Source organism: Pseudoalteromonas sp. P1-26 (assembly GCF_001401795.1).
GTDB lineage: Bacteria > Pseudomonadota > Gammaproteobacteria > Enterobacterales > Alteromonadaceae > Pseudoalteromonas.
The window spans coordinates 44,686-62,441 of record NZ_LKDX01000018.1 but is presented as its reverse complement, the minus strand read 5'-3'; the positions used below and the strand labels follow the sequence as shown (position 1 = coordinate 62,441).

Sequence of the window (17,756 nt, the reverse complement as noted above, 5' to 3'; positions counted from 1 at the left end):
TTATAATGAATGAGCGACTAAATGCACTTCCCTGATGACGAAAACGGTCAATTATTAGCTGAAATTGCTGACGCTGGTGTCGATTTAACCAGTATGCAAACTATCGATTTCTATATTCTTTTTGAACAAAAGCCTGAAGCAGAAAAATTTGCTGAAGCAATTACAAGTGATGAACTTGCCCCTTCAACAGAGTTAGCCAAATGCCCAGATACAGGGGTGTGGGAAGTAATAACTCGTGTGAAGATGGTGCCAGATCACACCTTACTTAGCCAAACAGAACAATACTTAGAAAGCATTGCTAATAGCCATAATGGTTATGGCGATGGTTGGGGGTTGATGGCCGAAGAAGAATAAGCCATTCCACAATCTCGTAAGGGGATCAATTTAATTGATTCGCCTTACGAAAATTGCCCTGATAATCAAATAGCTTTTCAGCCACTTTCCAACCGTATTTTTTATTTTTACGCGCAATCACAAAATCGGGGGCAAGTAGTTGCTGTTGTAAATTGACAACCTGCTCAGCGCTTTGCCATTCAATCGGGGTAAAACCAAGTGCTGCTCGCTTACCAAACTGCTTATTAAAAATAAATCGTCCGGTGTCATTTGCTAAGTTAAATACCTCATCACAACTGGCTCCATCTTCATCATAATAGCTAATTTTAAGTAAACCTTTTGCGATCACCTGAGCTGACAAACCACTACACCTTAATACCAAGGCATCTTTTAAATTTAGTGCTTCTCGTAGTTTATCATCAGGGTCTGCCATCATGGCACCACAGGACTGACACTGCCTTGCAGCAATATCATTTTGTTCACCACACTGCTCACATTCTTTAAATCGAAAACGATAATCGCACTGTACTTGTTCTTCACCATCGTCCAGCAAGCCTTGACAACGCCTACCAAAATGCTCAACCACTTTGCCTTCGCTGTCTGTTTTACCCCAAAAAATATTCGCAAATCCACAGCCTGGACACAGCACTTGAACAGGCTCATTATCACTTTGCGCTTTTTTACTGCCGACCTCTGGGTAGAACAAATCAAAGCCGTTACCTGCATAATCAATCACTAAGCAGTCTTTTTTTCCTTCGCTTAAACGAAGGCCTCGACCAACAATCTGTTGGTATAAACTGACTGACTCGGTGGGACGTAAAATCGCAATATAATCGACATGAGGCGCATCAAAGCCCGTCGTGAGTACAGATACATTTACTAAATACTTTATTTTTTTTGCTTTAAATTGATTAATAATTCGGTCACGCTCGTCATTATCAGTATCACCCGTGATAAGTGCCGTACTATCCTCAGGTAAGTAACTGGTAATTTCTTTGGCATGCATTACGGTTGCTGCGAAGATCATCACGCCATGACGCTGTTCACTGTATTCTATAACTTGCTTGATAATCGCTTTTGTTGCGCGTGTATTATCTTTCAATAACGCATTCATATTCTCAATACTATACCGACCAAATGAATCACTCGGTAATGATGAAAAGTCATAATGGCTAATGGCTGCATCGACTTCATGGGGCGGCGTTAAATAGCCGTTCTTGATCATATAGCGCAGTGGTAACTCAAAAATACACTTTTTAAACGGTGCATCTTTATCACCTCTAACAAAACCATGATAGTGATGATGGTAAACCCAACCCATCCCCATACGAAATGGTGTTGCGGTTAAGCCAAGTACTTTAAGATTGGGATTTTGTTTTTTTAGACTCGCTATCACCAGCCCGTACTGGCTTTGTTCATCACCGCTTACACGGTGGCATTCATCAATGATCAACAAAGAGTAAGCATCAGTGAGCTTTTCTGTATTGCGTGCCAGTGATTGCACACTCGCAAAGGTGACTTGCTCTGTTAAAGACTTTTGCTTTAACCCCGCAGAAAAAATACTCGCCTTAAAACCAAAGCTAATATATTTCTCGGCGTTTTGCTCTACTAACTCTTTAACATGCGCGAGCACCATAATCTTTTGTTTAGCAATGCGCGCAAGTTCAGCAATAACAAGGCTTTTTCCAGCCCCTGTTGGTAAAACAATCAGTGCGGCGTCATCTGTTTGTCGAAAGTGAGCAACCGTGCGTGCTACGGCCTCTTGTTGGTAGGGTCTAAGTACGTACTTCATGTTATCGGACTATAATCGACATAAAAAAGGGAAGCATACGCTTCCCTTGATATTCTTTAAAGCAAAAATTAAGCGAGGTGTTTTGTTAAATCGACACCTTGGAATGCTTTAGGACGTTTGCCACGGCCTGTCCATTCAACAATTTCGCCATTAAATTCGATGCGGTACTTTGGTTTTACCTTAGTACGCTTATCTGTTGAAGCAACATCTTGTAAATCTTCTAATGTAAGTCCTTTTTCTTTTAGTAGATCGAGTACTTCTTTTTTAGCTTCTTGCTGTTGAGTATATTTCTCGATTGCTGTGTCAATTAGCTGTTTTGCTTTTTCTAATTCAGATAATGACGCAGATTTCACAAAAGATCGGATTTCTTTCATTGAGAGCTCTCTTAAGTATTAAAAGTTAAGTTAAATGTTCAACAGTAGCTAGTATATGTGGATTTAATGAAATAATCTATTCCATGTTTATTTTTTATCCTATCTATTTATTATAGCCATAGCTTTATTTTATCTATTACATCCCTTAACTCAGTAATTAATTGTTCCACTATTAATGTATCTTGCTGTTGATTAAAGGTATTTTCCGTTGTCACTATTAGCTCAGATAAAGGTGGGTATTGCAGCATAACAATAGCGCCTTTAAGTTTATGTATTGCAGCAGAAACCCTTTCTAAATTTTGAGCTTCCAAGTGCTCTTGTAGAGTATTTAAATCACTTTGCAAACTGTTAATAAATACGTCGGCAAGCATTTTCGCATCACTCTCATTACCAAAAACAGTTAACCAATGCTGCTTATCTTTTATACCTTGTAAACTGATATCAACGCCTTCACTGCTATTAGGCAAATCATTAGAGCTTAAATCTATAAACTCAGCTAGACGATTATATAATTCATTAAGTTTATAAGGCTTAAATAAAACACTATTCATTCCTGACTTTAATGCTTTGTTAAAACATTCTTTTGAATCATCAGCGGTAAAGCCAATAATTGGCAAATGTTTAAATTTTTCTTGGTTGCGTAATTGCTCCGTTAATTTAAACCCATCTAAGTCAGGCATATGACAGTCGGTTAGTAATAAATCAAACTGTCCTGTTTCAAGTGCTCTGAGTGCAGCAATACCATCATCAACCATCACTGCTTTGATACCGAGCTTCTGGCATTGTTTTTCGAGTAATAATTGATTTGTTTTATTATCTTCAGCAATTAATATTTGCCCATGTAACTGAGCATTTTGCGCAGCCAACCCCTCATCATTGCTGGTATGTACATTATCTAAAAGCTCTCTTAGAGTATCTGGATATAATGGCTCTGTAGGTAAAATATGACAGCTACAATTAGCCGGCCTATGCTCTTTTTTTGCACTTGCGACTAAAATGTAGTTGTTGTTTGCAGTACTGATTGATTGCAGCCAATTAGCGCCCCACAGCGTTTTAATATAGCTTTCATCAATAAGAATATTATCTTCCTGCGTAAATGCCTCTTTATCTATTGGCCAACTTAATTGGTGATGCTTTACACCCATATTAGCTAGATTATTTAATAACTGATGGTCTTGAGAACACACAGCCCAATTCACTGATACAGCCTGCAGTTTTTGTTTGCTGACGCTTTTAAGTGGCACAGCAATGTAAACATTGGTACCTTTACCAAAAGTACTTGAAATGGATATTTCACCTTGCATGGCTTCAACAAGTTGCTTTGCCAAGCTCAAGCCTAAGCCTGTACCTCCATGGCGACGTTGAATTGAGTTGTCAGCTTGCTCAAAAGGGGTAAATGTATGCGCCAACTGCTCAGCCGTCATACCTTTACCCGTATCTGATATTTCAACTTTTAAAGACTGCTTCTCAAATAACACATCACAGCTTATTGAACCATTTTCAGTAAACTTCACAGCGTTATTTAAAACATTAGAGAGAACCTGCATCAAGTGGCTTATGTCAACAGAAGCTAAGGTATAAGCAGCTGTGCGCCATATCACGTTAAACTCAAGCCCTTTTTGCTTAGCTAGGTATTCATGGGCACGCAAAACACGACATAAATGTGCTTCTAGGTCGACCTCACGTAATTCAACTTCAATATTGCCTGTCGTGGTATTAGCAAAATATAAAATATCATCCACTAATGTGCGAAGCTTGGTTACAGAACTGTCAATGTGCTCAACGAGGTAATGCTGCTCTTCATCAAGCGGTGATGATTTTAACAACTCTATAAAGCCATTTACCCCAGACATTGGCGTTCTTAATTCATGACTCATAGTGGCAATAAAGCGGCTTTTTGCTAGATCAGCTTGATGTGCAAGCTGAGTAGCTTTACTTAAGTCTGCTTGTTGGCGTTTAAGTAAGCTGATGTCCAGCAAGATCCCGTTCCAACGCACACCTTGCTTATCGTCTCGTTTATTAATTTCAGCATTAGCAATATAACGACACCAAATTTGCTGGCCGAGATTATTTATCCGAAACTCAATATCAATCAGTTTGTTAAATTTTGTCGCTGCTTTAAAACTTTTGGCGATTTGCACGCGGTCTTCATCAACAATAAATGGCGAGATACATCCCGTCATACCGCGCTGGTTAATCATTCGTGAAGTGACACCTAATAAGCTCTGCGCGCCCTTACTTATATAGGTATAACATCCCTCACCATTGTCATAATACTCATACTGGAATACGCCGCCGGGTATGGTATCTGTGATGGTTTGTAGAAGCTGTTGAACTGACTGATTCTCACGTTGTAAATGGCGGTGCTCGGTAACATCTGTAAGTACTGTCATGATGCCTGCTAGTTCACCATCTAACCCCACATACGGCTTTTTAGTGTAAAGCAGCTCCAGTTCTTTGCCAGATTTGTTAGTGTAATTAATATGCTGATTAATGACTTTGCCTGAATTTAAACTTTGCTCATTTTGTGAAATTAGTTTTTTTACGACTTTAATATCGCCGCGCAGATATTGGTTATTTTCATCCCATAAGTGAGCAAAATTTTCTTTGTAGGCACGATTCCACATAACGCGTTTTTGATGCTGATCTTGAATCACCACCATAGTGGGTAAGTCATCAATGAGTTTTTGGGTAAAGTTAAGCTTAATCAATGCCACTTCTTCAGCTTCTTTACGCTTTGCAATTTCGCGATTAATAGTTAACCGCCAGCTAATAAAATAAATCACCGACACAGCGATTAAAATTAAAATAAGAATTGCCGTGGTATTCACTGTTTTACGGTCGTAGCCACGTTCAATACTAAAAATGCCATGTCGGTTCACAACATGGCTAAAGTCGTTGCTGGTCAGTGTTTTAAATAAGCTGTCTAGCAAAGTCGCAAACTCTGAAAAGTGCTTATTCACTAAAAAGTAAATAGGCTGGGTATAACGGTATTTTGGATTAATATAAAACTCACCAATATAGAATTGGTTTAACTGGTATGCGGCAATACTTTGCGGCAGTATCACAGCATCAATGTTGTCATTTCTCAGTGCATAAAATAGCGTTTTAATTGAGTCAAATGATACCGTTTCAACGAGTTCATTCGTTACAAGCTTTTGCTTAGGGTCAGCAAACGCTTCTAAATAACCAATTCGTTTAGTTTGGCTTGCTCGTTTAGAGATTAACACCATCTCTAAACTGTAATGAGCTGGCAGTGCTATCAACACCCCCTCATCAATTTTAGTGGGGTTCATGGTCGGAATTAAATCAATTTTATTGGCCAAAAATAGACGTTCCAACTCTTTCGAATTAGCCGCAGGTATATACTTAAACTGAAAGTCACTGCGCTGAGCTAAAAGCTCAAGGGTATCGTTTAAATAGCCGTCTGCCTCTCCTAAATTACTTGTCGCATGAATTGGATATAAACCATCGACAAAAGAAAATGTCAGTAAGTAATTATTTTCTTCTTTTTTATCAATACGGTTAAAGTCACGCTTAAATTGACTATACGCTTTAGCGGCTAAATATTCTTCACTAGCAGAACTTTCCCATAGTTGTTTCGTGGTTGGTGAAATAGCGGCTAATACCGAATTAACTTGATTGCGTAATGCTGTTTTGTTTTTATTAAACATTACATGCAAGGTTTCGCTCGATAGCCAAACTGGGCTCACAACTTTCAGGTTTTCTTGAGAGCGATTTTTTAGTTGATGAGATAATACTGAGTAATCACCCATAAAGGCATCAAACGAGCCATCTGCTACTTTTTTAAAGGCGTCTTCGGGTTTTATAAAACGATTAATAAATAGCGCGCCATTTTCAACTAAATATTCACAATGTGAGCTACCCGTAATGCACACCCAACGTAAGCTCGCTAAGTTTTTCAAAGCATCATTTGCGATAGACTGATTTGCGACAATACCTCTTGGCGCTTCCATGAAGGGTGTTGAAAATAAGAAATGCTTTTTACGCTGTGCGGTTTTATTTAGGCCTACAGCAAAATCGATCTCACCAACTTTAAGCGCATCTAATAACTCATCTAAACTGTCGTAAACACGGTATTCAAGATCGGCTTCAGCCAAGCGAGCGATTTCATTACTATAACCAACAATAACACCCGAAAACTGCCCATCAGCATCCCGGGTATGGTAAGGAAAAAAATTATAGTTAACGATACCCGCTTTGAGTTGTGTGGCTAAGACATCGAATGAAAGACACAGCGTCAAAAACAACACTATGATTTTATGGAAATAACTCAACTGAAACATCGCTTTTATTAAGGTTTTTTAAGTATAAGAGCATAAATTGATTTAAACAACTGCACATAAATCTTACACAAGAGCTTAAGTAAATAATTAAACCTTAAAAATTAATTATTTTATAACTGTAAAACCTATAGTGAATTTGTTTATAAAATAAAAAACCCTGCAAGCGCAGGGTTTTAATATACAAGTATTTAAATCGTTCGTTTAGAACTTAAATTTGAAACCTGCATAGTACAGACGACCAACTTGGCTATAAAGAGTATCGTCGTAGTCTAATTCAGAGTTCAATACTGGATCTTTATCAGCTAAGTTATTAACACCTAGTGTTAGATCAAGATTCCAAGGCGTTGCGTAAGTATAGTTAATATCGATAATGTTATACGAAGATAACTCACCAACTGCTTTGAACTTAGTACCTTCATCATTTGCATCTTCAGTTTCTTCAGCTGTAGAAGCAATATGGTTCCAATTTACGTTTAACATGTGAGCTTCGATATCCCATGTTAAGCCCCAGCTGATTCTTCTTTCTGGTAAGCCAGCACGGCCAATTTTATCAACGTTAGGGTAACCGATGATATCTGGCTCTTCATAGCTAAGTACTTCTGACCAAGCAAATTTAGAGCGAAGTAGACCTGCGCCACCTAAGTCAAATACTGCGTTAAGTTTGAAATCTAAGCCATCTGTAGAGAAACCAGGGATGTTAGCCATTGGTGCAGTAACAAGTAACGAACGACCAGTTGGATTACCACCACGGTCTACAGATACTTGGTCATAACCAGCAGCGTTATCATTTGGATCTTCAGGGTCACCTAAAAGGCCAGCTAACTCAAGGTCAAATACATCTTGTGTAGATAACGAGCTAACTTGGTTAGTGATTTCGATATCATAGTAATCAACTGACATATCGATATTATCAGTGATGTTATAAACCATACCGAAACTTACACTTTCTGATTCTTCAGGTTTTAATGAATCAGTACCGATGAAGTAAGTTGTATGTTGTTGAGTACGACAATCAGAACGTGATGTACCTGCCGATGTACATACTACAACATCTTTAGCTGATGAAGCTGACTCTTGTGGTGCTTTATATAGATCTTCCAGCGTTGGAGCACGGAAACCTTCACCCCAAGCAGCACGTAAAACTAACTCATCAAATGGCTGGTATTTAAGTGAAACTTTAGGAACAAATGATGAACCTACATCGCTGTAATCATCATATCGAGCAGCTAAGTTTAACTCTAATGTGTCTACTACAGGGATTAACATTTCAGCAAAAACAGCTGATTCTGTACGGTCACCTGCCGCTGAACCACCAGCAGTACCAATGATGTTTTTCGCTTCGTTTTGAGCTTCCGCTTGGTCAAAGTAATCAGTTTCACGGTAGCTAGCACCAACATATAGGCCTAGTTCACCTGCAGGTAAAGTAGCTAACTCATTAAAGCTTACGCCTGCAGTTACTTCACGTAATGTACTACCAGAACGACGGTTACTATTTGCGGCGATATTAGCTAATTGAGTAGCATACGCAGATTGATCTGGGTCACGTGGATCCCAACCATCAATGATCGCATTTTCTACGCTTGGGCGATGAACATAGCCTTGACCCCACTCGTTCATTTCATAACGGTTATAGTGTGCATCTACATGCCAATCAAACACTTCACCCATACCATTTAGAGATGCACTCCAATCAGCCATGTTGCTAACTTGCCAAGTGTCACGTGAAGTACCTACGTTATTAAAGCGGTAATAACCACGGTCGCCTTCATTAACAGCCATTAAGCCTTTTTCTGTGTCTTCAGCAAGCGCAATAGGGAATGTAAACCAGCCTGCTGCAGGTGCGAAACGACCAAAGCTTTCATTACGCGAATGTAATGAACGGAAGTTAAAGATTAAATCATCATTGATGTCATAATCAAAGTTAACAAATACTGAGTCACGCTTTGTTGAAGCAGCGTCAGCAGCAACAGCAGTATAATCATAGTGACAGCCGTCGTCAGCAGGGAAATCTGGTGCATCATTATGATAAGCAAATGAATCACCGTACTGCGAACAGTCTTGACCAGTGATCATTGGGTTAAACTCAAATGTTTGCATATCTAGAATGTTACGGCCATACCAGCTTTGACCTGTTGTACCAGCGAATGTACCTGAGCCATCGTCTGTTGCACGTGAGAACCAACGATCACGAGCAAAAATAATATCACGCTCATCATGCTCATAGCTGAATACTAGGTTAGAGTTTTCTGATTTAAGACCTGTGATAATTGAGAATGATGACTCATCACCACCGCCATCACGGCTCGGAGTACCCATACGACCCTGAACTTGAACACCTTCAAAATCTTTTCTTAAAATAATGTTTACTACACCGGCGATCGCATCAGAGCCATATACCGCAGATGCGCCATCACCCATAACTTCAATGCGCTCTACAGCAGCAAAAGGGATGGTATTTAAGTCAGCTGCACCACCACCCATAACAGGTGAACCTGGCATTTTCTTACCGTTAATTAAAACAAGTGTTCTTGAAGAACCTAAACCACGTAAGTTTACTGTTGCCTGACTTTGCGCTGTACTACCTGATGATGGTTGGATCGAACCAAATGAGTTAAATGTTGAACGGTTTAATACGTCTGCAACACTTAATTGACCTGAATTATCTAAAGATGCACGGTCGATTACAACAACAGGGTTTGCACCCTCAATGTCAGTTCGTTTAATACGTGAACCTGTAACTTCGATTCGCTCAACTTTTTCTACACCTTCTTCTTCAGCAGCAAAAGACGAAGCTGAAAATGCAGCAGTTGACGCTGCACCAAAAGCAATCGCTAAGCGAACTGCTTTTGAAACTTGATTATTTAACATTTGATTCTCCCTGGTCATATCCATGTTATGACTTTATTAATTTATTTTAACCCTTAAAGAGGTACTAGTACCCCATAAGGGAATTAAATACTAATATTAGGGACAACTTTTGGTCAACAGTTTTTTAACCATTGTTTTTCAATGTAAATTTTAAGTTTCAGGTGTATATAAGATTAAAGAAAAGTTTGATTACATATATTTCACATTAGTTTATATATTCGAAACAATAAAAAACCCAGAACAAGGTTTGAGCCTTAATTTCTGGGTTTTTTGTATTTTTTTGATAATTTATTATTTCAAATATCTAGCCAAAAACTTTTCCATTTTTGTGTAAAGCTCAACTTTATTTTCTTGCTTCTGAAAGCCATGACCTTCATTTTCTTTCATTATCCATTCATCATCTGACAAAATTACTCCTTTTTTTGCCAGTGCATCGCGTAAATCAGTTGCGTGTTGCTTAACTACACGCGGGTCTTTCGCACCTTGCACTATCATTAGTGGCGCTTTAATTTTATCAACATGTTGCAACGGTGACATTCGTTTCATTAGGGCTTCATCAGATGGATCACCAATCTGCATTTCAAGCACTTCACGTTGTGACTCCCAATGCTTTGGTAATGTATCAAATAATAAAGACACATCTGTTACGCCAACGTAATCTATTCCGCATTTATAAAGTTCAGGTGTAAACGCAAGGCCTGCTACTGTGGCATAGCCACCGTAACTCGCGCCATAAATACAGACCTTATTCGCATCTGCGATACCTTCTGAAACCAAATATTTAACGGTATCTGTAATATCATTTTGCATTTCAGCGCCCCATTTACCACCATAGCCCGCTTGCTGGAATTTGCGACCATAACCGCCAGACCCCCTAAAGTTAACTTGGACTGTGGCATAGCCTCTACTTGCAAAAAACTGGGCTTCAGGATTGAATCCCCAATAATCTCGAATTCCAAAGGGACCACCATGTGGATTTACGATAAGAGGTAGCTGTTTACCCGACGAGTTTTTAGGAATTGTGATATAACCATTTAATGTTAAACCATCTCTACTTTTGAATTCGATAGGCTGCATCGGCGACATCGCTTTAGGATCTATCCATGACATTGGGCTTAATAATGCTTTTAAGCTATTGTCATTTTTATTGAATAAATAATATTGGCCGGGATCAGTGTCACTCGCTGCATAGACAATATTGAGCACTTCATCATCAGAGCGACTAGTAATTGTCACAACTTTATCGGGAAATGCCTGCTTTAATGAGGTCATCATTTTTGCAGTCTGTTCATCGAAGTATACTTCTTCAGGGTATTTGTCATAAAAACTAATTGAAGTAAGCTTTTTACGCTTTCTCGAAAAGCTAAGCGATGTAACATCAACGTTATCATGGGCAAAAATTTGTTCGCCTAACTTATTCGTTTCTGGATCGAAATAAAAAACAGCTTTGGTATCACGACCTAAATCAGAAGCGACGAACAACCTTTTATTATCGAAATCAAATGCCAAAGGTTCAATATTTGCCTCTTCGGCATTGTACTCTCGTAATACTCTGAATTTTTCTTCGCCTTTTCCTTTATATAGTAAAGTACCTTTTAAACCTTCAATCGTTAAAGCGCCACGTACCTCACCATCATGATCAAGCATCCACCCCTGAACGTTACCAGGGTTCTTTGCAAGTAAGTCCATCTTGTAATTACGTTCGTGTTTACGATCCCAACGGCTGTCGATTGGCAGTTTATATAAATCTGGAGCAACAATGTTTCGGCCATTATATTGCACCAGAATATGCTTCGGATCATCTGGTAATAAATGCACAACTGATGCAGAGCGGATACCTGATGCGCCAACTTTTGATCCGACTAACTGCACGACCTTTGCACGTTTCTTATGGGCATCAATTGTATAAATACTGAATGCTTCATTACCATTACTGTCTAGTGTAAAAATAATGTCATCATTATTCGCCCAAGAGAAACTATTGATATCTTGCTCATCAAACTTTGTTATTGGCCTCGCATTTTTAAAACCATCAACTTCCATTACAACAATATTTCTACGCTCGTTAATTGGCGATAAAACCGCAAGGTACTTACCATTTGGAGAAAGTTGCAAATTAGAAAATTTAGGTGTTTTAAAGAAGTCCTCAATTGGGATGTCTTGCGTTTTGGAGCCGACACTCATAGATAAACTGAGCAAACTACTCAAAAGTAAAAACCATATTATTTTCATTTTAATATTCCCTTTAATTATGACGATAAATGTTTGGGTTATTTATAACTTAGTACTTTGCATAAAAAAACCCTGCTGTAGCAGGGTTTTAAGAGCTTATACTAATTATTTTAGCTTAGAATTTTTGTTCTAAACGAAGGTACATTGAACGACCTGTTTGATCGTATAATGACCAGCTTGAATCACGGTAATCACGGAAGCCGTCATACCAAGAAGGTGCTTTCTTATCAAATACGTTGTTAACACCTACAGAAATTTTAGTATTTGTTGGTGCAGTGTATGTGAACTGAGCATTATGCTTGAAGTATGAAGGAACGTCAGCAAGGTAATCAACACCCCACTCTTCGTTACCTGACTCTTGAGCGCCTACGTAGAACATAGTCCAAGAAGCACTGTAATCTTCATAAGAATAGCTAACACCTAAATCAGCTTTCCAATCTGGGTAATCTTGAAGACCAGCATAATCAAACGGTTCTGCATCTTTGTCTGCTTTCTCTTCAAATTCCATAACTTTTGAAACGTTTAGCATTACGCCAAAGTCACCGAAGCTAGTTTCATGCTTGTAGCGAGTTGAGAAATCGAAACCAGACGTTTGTAGTGATGCTTTATTGATATATCCTGTGTAGATGTAATCAATTTGGCCAGTACCATTAGCACGGTCGATAGCATCTGGTGTAGAACCTAAACCACCTTCTTCCTGTTCAATACGTAGAAGTTCAGTTGTGCTTACGTCATCGATACGGTTTTCGTAGCTGATATCGTAGTAAGTTAATTCTACTGCTAAGCCATCAACGATATCCCATACGAAACCAAGCGTCGTAGAGTCACCCGTTTCTTCAGTAAGGTTTGCATTACCACCGAACCATGTCGCTACTTGCTCACCAGCGTCAGAACAATAACCTTCTAATGATTGACCAGGGTTAGCATCACACCATGCTGTATCACGAACAGTTGGGAAGCTTAATGCATAAGACTGGAACATTTCGCCCATGTTAGGAGCACGGAAAGACTCACCCCAAGAACCACGGATTAATAATGTGTCAGTTGGGCGCCAAGTAACACCTACTTTTGGAACAACCTTATCAAATGTAGTGCTCTTTTCACCAAGGTTAGTCATACCTGACTGTTCGTATTTCTCATAACGACCAGCAACAGTTACATCAATTTCGTAAGGTAAGCTTGCTTGAATTTCCATGTATGCAGCAGTACGGTCACGAGTTGCATATACGTCATCGCCGCCTGAACCGCCTGAGATGAAACCATTTGCAGACTCAGGGTCAGATACTTGAGTGAAATCAATTTCTTCAAATTCAGCACCAACAACACCAGCAATAACGAAATCACCGTTATCAACGAATGTAGTAGACACTAAACCATCAATTTGTTGGCTTTCGTAACGACCTTCATAAGTACCTGTATGCGCTGCATATTGGTATAAGTCTGTAAGTTGAGTATTCCACTCTTCGTAGCTCATGCCTGTAGTGTTAAGAATATCATATTCACCAGAGTCAATTGCGCTTTGTAACATTACGTCATTAACTAGGTTGCTACCAAAAACATTTGTTTTAGAGATGCTGTTTTGGTAGTTGATTTCCCAATCAAAACCATTACCGATATCAGTGAAGCCTTCAAGACCTAATACGATGTCTGTAGTTACAACTTCTGTTTTTGTGTCACGGTTACCAATTGGCACTGAACGCATGTAAAGACGGATATCTTCATCTTCAGGGTTATATTGGTTGTCAGCATCCATCCAAACTGCACCTGTAGATACCGGCGTACCTGCGTAACGTGAGTTTGTTTCGTTGAAACTTGCCATAGCACGACCAACAAGGCGAATGTTGTCAGTCAATTCATAGTTAAAGTTAGTTAAGAATGAGTTGTTTTCTACGTCTGGATAGAATTTTGTAACGTTACCGTAGTTATATAAACAACCACCAACGCCGTTCTCATCCATAGCATTTACTACGTCAGCTGTTTGGTCACAAAGCTCAGGGTTAGAGATATAGCTACCTGCACCACCGATTCGGTAGTTTGGAACATGGCTATAACCGCTGTACGCACCGTACGTAGGATCATCCATCGCCCAAATTTCTTTGTCGAAGATTGCATTGTCACGTGAGTTTTCATACGTGAAGATGATGTTACCTTTTTCAGATGTGTAACCTGAAGTAATTGAGAAAGTTTTGCTTTCGCCACCTTCAACTTTAGGTACTTCGTAATCGTATTTAACGCTTACGCCATCAAAGTCTTTCTTAGTAATGATGTTGATTACACCAGCAACAGCAGATGAACCATAAACAGCTGATGCACCATCGCGAAGGATTTCAACACGCTCAACAACAGCCATTGGAATGATTGATGTATCAGCCGATGAACCAGAAGATGAACTTGTACCAGGCATACGACGACCGTCTAATAATACAAGTGTCGCGTCAGAGCCAAGGCCACGTAAGTTAATGTTAGAAGAAGCTGCACCACCAGCACCATAACCAGATACACCTTTCCAAGAACCGAAAGAGTTAGAAGCAAGGTTATTTAAAACGTCAGCAACTGTAGGCTCACCTGAAAGGCTGATTTCTGCCGCTGATAAAACAGTAACTGGAGAGCTATTCTCTAGATCTACCTGCTTGATACGTGAACCAGTAACCTGGATACGTTCAACTTTTTCTGCGTTTTCTTCATCTGCAGCAAATGTGCTTGCAGAAAATGCAGCTGTAGAAGCTGCGCCAAAAGCGACCGCTAAGCGAACAGCTTTTGAAACTTTATTATTTAACATTTGATTCTCCCTGGACCATGTTATTCATGGAATATTTATAGTTATTCAAAAAAAATGCATATTAGGCAGTAATTTTGAGCTTTGATAATAATACTCGCCACTCTTAAAGGTCAACACTTCGCTAACTCAAAAGTTCAATTTTTAACAATAAATAAAACACTAACCAAAATAATAAAACATAATTAACACCTTCAAACCCCTTTAAATACAATAGACACAGCAACATTTACAACAGGTTACAAAGGTCAAAAAGAATTTAACTTTTTAGTATTAATATGGGTACTAAAGCAAAACCTGCCAATAGTTGCAATTTTAGCAATAAAGCTCAGTACTGTTAAATGGCATTTTTTATCTTTAAAAATAAAAAAATAAAATTTTAAGACCTTACAGTTAAGATGAATCCACAACAATCATGGTCAAAATGGTTAACACGTAGAAGAAATGGACTTAATGATGCAAAAGTTAATAGAATGAACATTCTATTAACTAGCAACAACTAAGGGAAAGTTTAGAAAAACATTTAAACCCCTTATATTTTCTTAAGATAAACAAGTAAAGACAGAACAAATTCGGTACATATAAACTTGAAAAAATTGTAACAATCACTGATAGTAAGATTGTTAAAACAACAAGGAAAAATCATGTTTAAACAATTATTACTAATTGCATTTACTTTTTGCTCACTTTCATCGTATGCAAAAATAAATGAACTACCGGAAGAATTTTCAGACTTTAGCCTTAATCGAGATATTAAAATTTCGTATGAGGACCTTGATAACTTACTTGAAATGACAGTAATTGACATGGGAAAGTCGGACCGAAGTTCTCGTAAATCTCAATCCTCCATTGGCACGCGCATGAAATCACACAAAAACAACGACACTGCGCTTGAGGCCAATCGCTTTTTCTTCGAAGGTGTTTCTAAATCAGAGATAAAGGATGGCTTTCACAAAATTAGAGTTAGCTTGGAGAAGGTACCTAGCGAAGTGTCGCTGAATGATTTAAGCCTAGACGAGCAGTTAGCTTACTGGCTTAACCTATATAACACAGCCATGGTAGAAAAATTAATTGAGCACTACCCTATTCGCGATACAGAAGACCTTCTATTTGGTGATGATTCGATTCTAGAAGATGAGTTTTTAACCGTTGCCGGTTACAAACTTTCACTCAATGATATTCAACATAAAATTGTTTTTGAAAAATTTGGTAAAAAAAAGCCGATAGTTATGTATGGCTTTTATCAAGGTAACATTGGTAGCCCAAACCTTCGAGATGAAGCGTATAAAGGTAGCAAAGTTTACCATCAACTTGTTGAAAATGGAGAGGAATTTGTAAACTCAAATAGAGGCATGCAAATTAAGCGTAAAAATCGCCTTTATGTATCTAAATATTATGAGCAAGCTGAGTCTTTATTTTCAGATTTCGAAAGTGACTTACGTGAGCACTTAGAAGACTACGCTGAAGGTCAAATGAAAAGCGATGTTAAATACGCCAAACGCTTCAAAGTTGATATCGAAGATTGGAGTATTACTGATTTATATGGTACCGACCGTGACTATGGCGGATCTACATCAACTAACCCTGCAGCAATGCTTAATGCTGTTGTAAGCAACTCAGCTGTACCAATCGGTCCTGAAGGTAGTGGCTCGGGTATTGGAGCGGTTAATGTGAGTCATATTACAGATTCAATTATGATGCGCACCATGGATTTTGGTCGTTTTTCTCCTGAAATGTTAGAGAAAATCAAAAAACTTAACTTAAAGCGCCAAGACAACAGTGGCTCTGTTGAGATTAAAGATCTTGATTCAAACAATTAAAATTAAAATTAAAAGGCCGCTCGTCAAAAGAATGTGACGGGTGGCTTTTTCTGAACAGGGAGTTCGCTATGCTTAAACCACTCTTATTAATAACCGCAATTTTCTTTACTGCACACTCGTCAGCAAAACTAGACACTCTACCTGAGGAATTTGCCGATTTCGGCTTAGATAGTGATTTAACAATATCTTATGGTGATTTAGATCAGTTACTTAAAATCACGGTTATTGACTTAGGCCGCTCAGACCGAGGCTTTCGAAAAGGCCAATCAGGCATTGGCACACGTACGAGAGCACACAAAAATAACGATACAGCTTTAGAAGCAAATCGTTTTTATTATGAAGAAGTTGTAAAGGCAGACCTGAAAACTGGTTTTAAAAAAATACGTCTGAGCCTTGAACAAGTTCCTGAACAAATCCCACTTAATGAGCTCGTTTTATCTGAGCAACTTGCTTACTGGCTAAATTTATATACCACAGCATTATTAGAGAAACTCATTGAGCACTACCCTATCTTCAGTACTGAAGATTTATTATTTGGTGATAATTCATTACTTGATGAGGAATTTATTACTGTTATGGGACATAGCCTGTCTTTGAATGACATACAACACAACATTGTCTTTAAAAAGTTTGGCAAAAGTAAACCGATTGTAATGTACGGCTTTCATCAAGGGAATATCGGCAGCCCAAATCTTCGCCCAGAGGCCTATGTAGGAAGCAAAGTGTATTACCAACTAGCAGACAATGGTGAGGAATTTGTTAATTCTAACCGAGGTATGCAAATTAAAGGGAAAGATAGACTTTACCTATCCGTCTACTACCAGCAAACAGAAGCCTTGTTTGACGACTTTGAGCAAGATTTAAAGTCTCATATTGAACACTATACTAATGGCTCTTTAAAAGATGCTGTAGAGTCATCTAAAGGGTTTAAGCTTACAATAGATGATTGGCATATCGTGGATTTATATCGCACGCATAGAGCCTATGGCGCCTCTTCTGCTATTAACAGGGCTCCCCTAGAGGGTATAGGAGGAATGACATATGGATATCGTGCAGCAGACGGAAGCTATATCACCGATCCCTTAACGAAGCGGCTAGCTCAATTTGGTCGATACCCACCACAAGTTTGGAAGAAAATTCGTAAGCTTTATAAACAAAGAGAACGCATTAAAGGCACTGTAGAAATCAAAGACCTTGATGTAAATCAAGAGTAATATTTTACTTTACTGTACGCCCTGTTAACATAAAGCAAAA

Annotated in this window: 9 protein-coding genes; 3 read left to right on the top strand and 6 right to left on the bottom strand. The window is 38.6% G+C overall.

Annotation, left to right across the window (positions count from 1 at the left end):
* Nucleotides 1-21 precede the first annotated feature (21 nt).
* Nucleotides 22-354, top strand: a complete 333-nt coding sequence (locus AN394_RS10725) for a ribonuclease E inhibitor RraB (protein WP_054564034.1) — start codon at nucleotides 22-24, stop codon at nucleotides 352-354.
* 25 nt (nucleotides 355-379) lie between these two features.
* Here the strand turns inward: AN394_RS10725 and AN394_RS10720 are convergent, their stop codons facing one another.
* From AN394_RS10720 to AN394_RS10695, 6 genes are all read right to left on the bottom strand, one after another.
* Nucleotides 380-2,125, bottom strand: coding sequence for a DEAD/DEAH box helicase (locus AN394_RS10720; protein WP_054564035.1), 1,746 nt, complete (start codon nucleotides 2,123-2,125; stop codon nucleotides 380-382).
* Nucleotides 2,126-2,193: 68 nt separating this feature from the next.
* Nucleotides 2,194-2,499, bottom strand: a complete 306-nt coding sequence (locus AN394_RS10715) for an H-NS family nucleoid-associated regulatory protein (protein WP_054564036.1) — start codon at nucleotides 2,497-2,499, stop codon at nucleotides 2,194-2,196.
* A 110-nt stretch (nucleotides 2,500-2,609) separates the two neighbouring features.
* On the bottom strand, nucleotides 2,610-6,764 hold the full coding sequence (locus AN394_RS10710) for an ATP-binding protein (protein ID WP_055021502.1): 4,155 nt from the start codon (nucleotides 6,762-6,764) through the stop codon (nucleotides 2,610-2,612).
* Nucleotides 6,765-7,007: 243 nt separating this feature from the next.
* Entirely contained in the window at nucleotides 7,008-9,674 is a 2,667-nt protein-coding gene (locus tag AN394_RS10705) for a TonB-dependent siderophore receptor (RefSeq protein ID WP_054564038.1), read from the bottom strand.
* Nucleotides 9,675-9,965: 291 nt separating this feature from the next.
* Nucleotides 9,966-11,906, bottom strand: a complete 1,941-nt coding sequence (locus tag AN394_RS10700) for a S9 family peptidase (RefSeq protein ID WP_054564039.1) — start codon at nucleotides 11,904-11,906, stop codon at nucleotides 9,966-9,968.
* A 115-nt stretch (nucleotides 11,907-12,021) separates the two neighbouring features.
* Nucleotides 12,022-14,685, bottom strand: coding sequence for a TonB-dependent receptor (locus AN394_RS10695; protein ID WP_055021501.1), 2,664 nt, complete (start codon nucleotides 14,683-14,685; stop codon nucleotides 12,022-12,024).
* Between the two features lie 641 nt (nucleotides 14,686-15,326).
* Between AN394_RS10695 and AN394_RS10690 the strand changes: the two genes are divergently transcribed.
* A complete protein-coding gene (locus AN394_RS10690) occupies nucleotides 15,327-16,502 on the top strand; it encodes a DUF547 domain-containing protein (RefSeq protein ID WP_055021500.1) in 1,176 nt (391 codons plus the stop codon).
* 68 nt (nucleotides 16,503-16,570) lie between these two features.
* Complete coding sequence (locus AN394_RS10685) at nucleotides 16,571-17,716, top strand: DUF547 domain-containing protein (protein WP_055021499.1); 1,146 nt, start codon at nucleotides 16,571-16,573, stop codon at nucleotides 17,714-17,716.
* The last annotated feature ends 40 nt before the right edge of the window (nucleotides 17,717-17,756 follow it).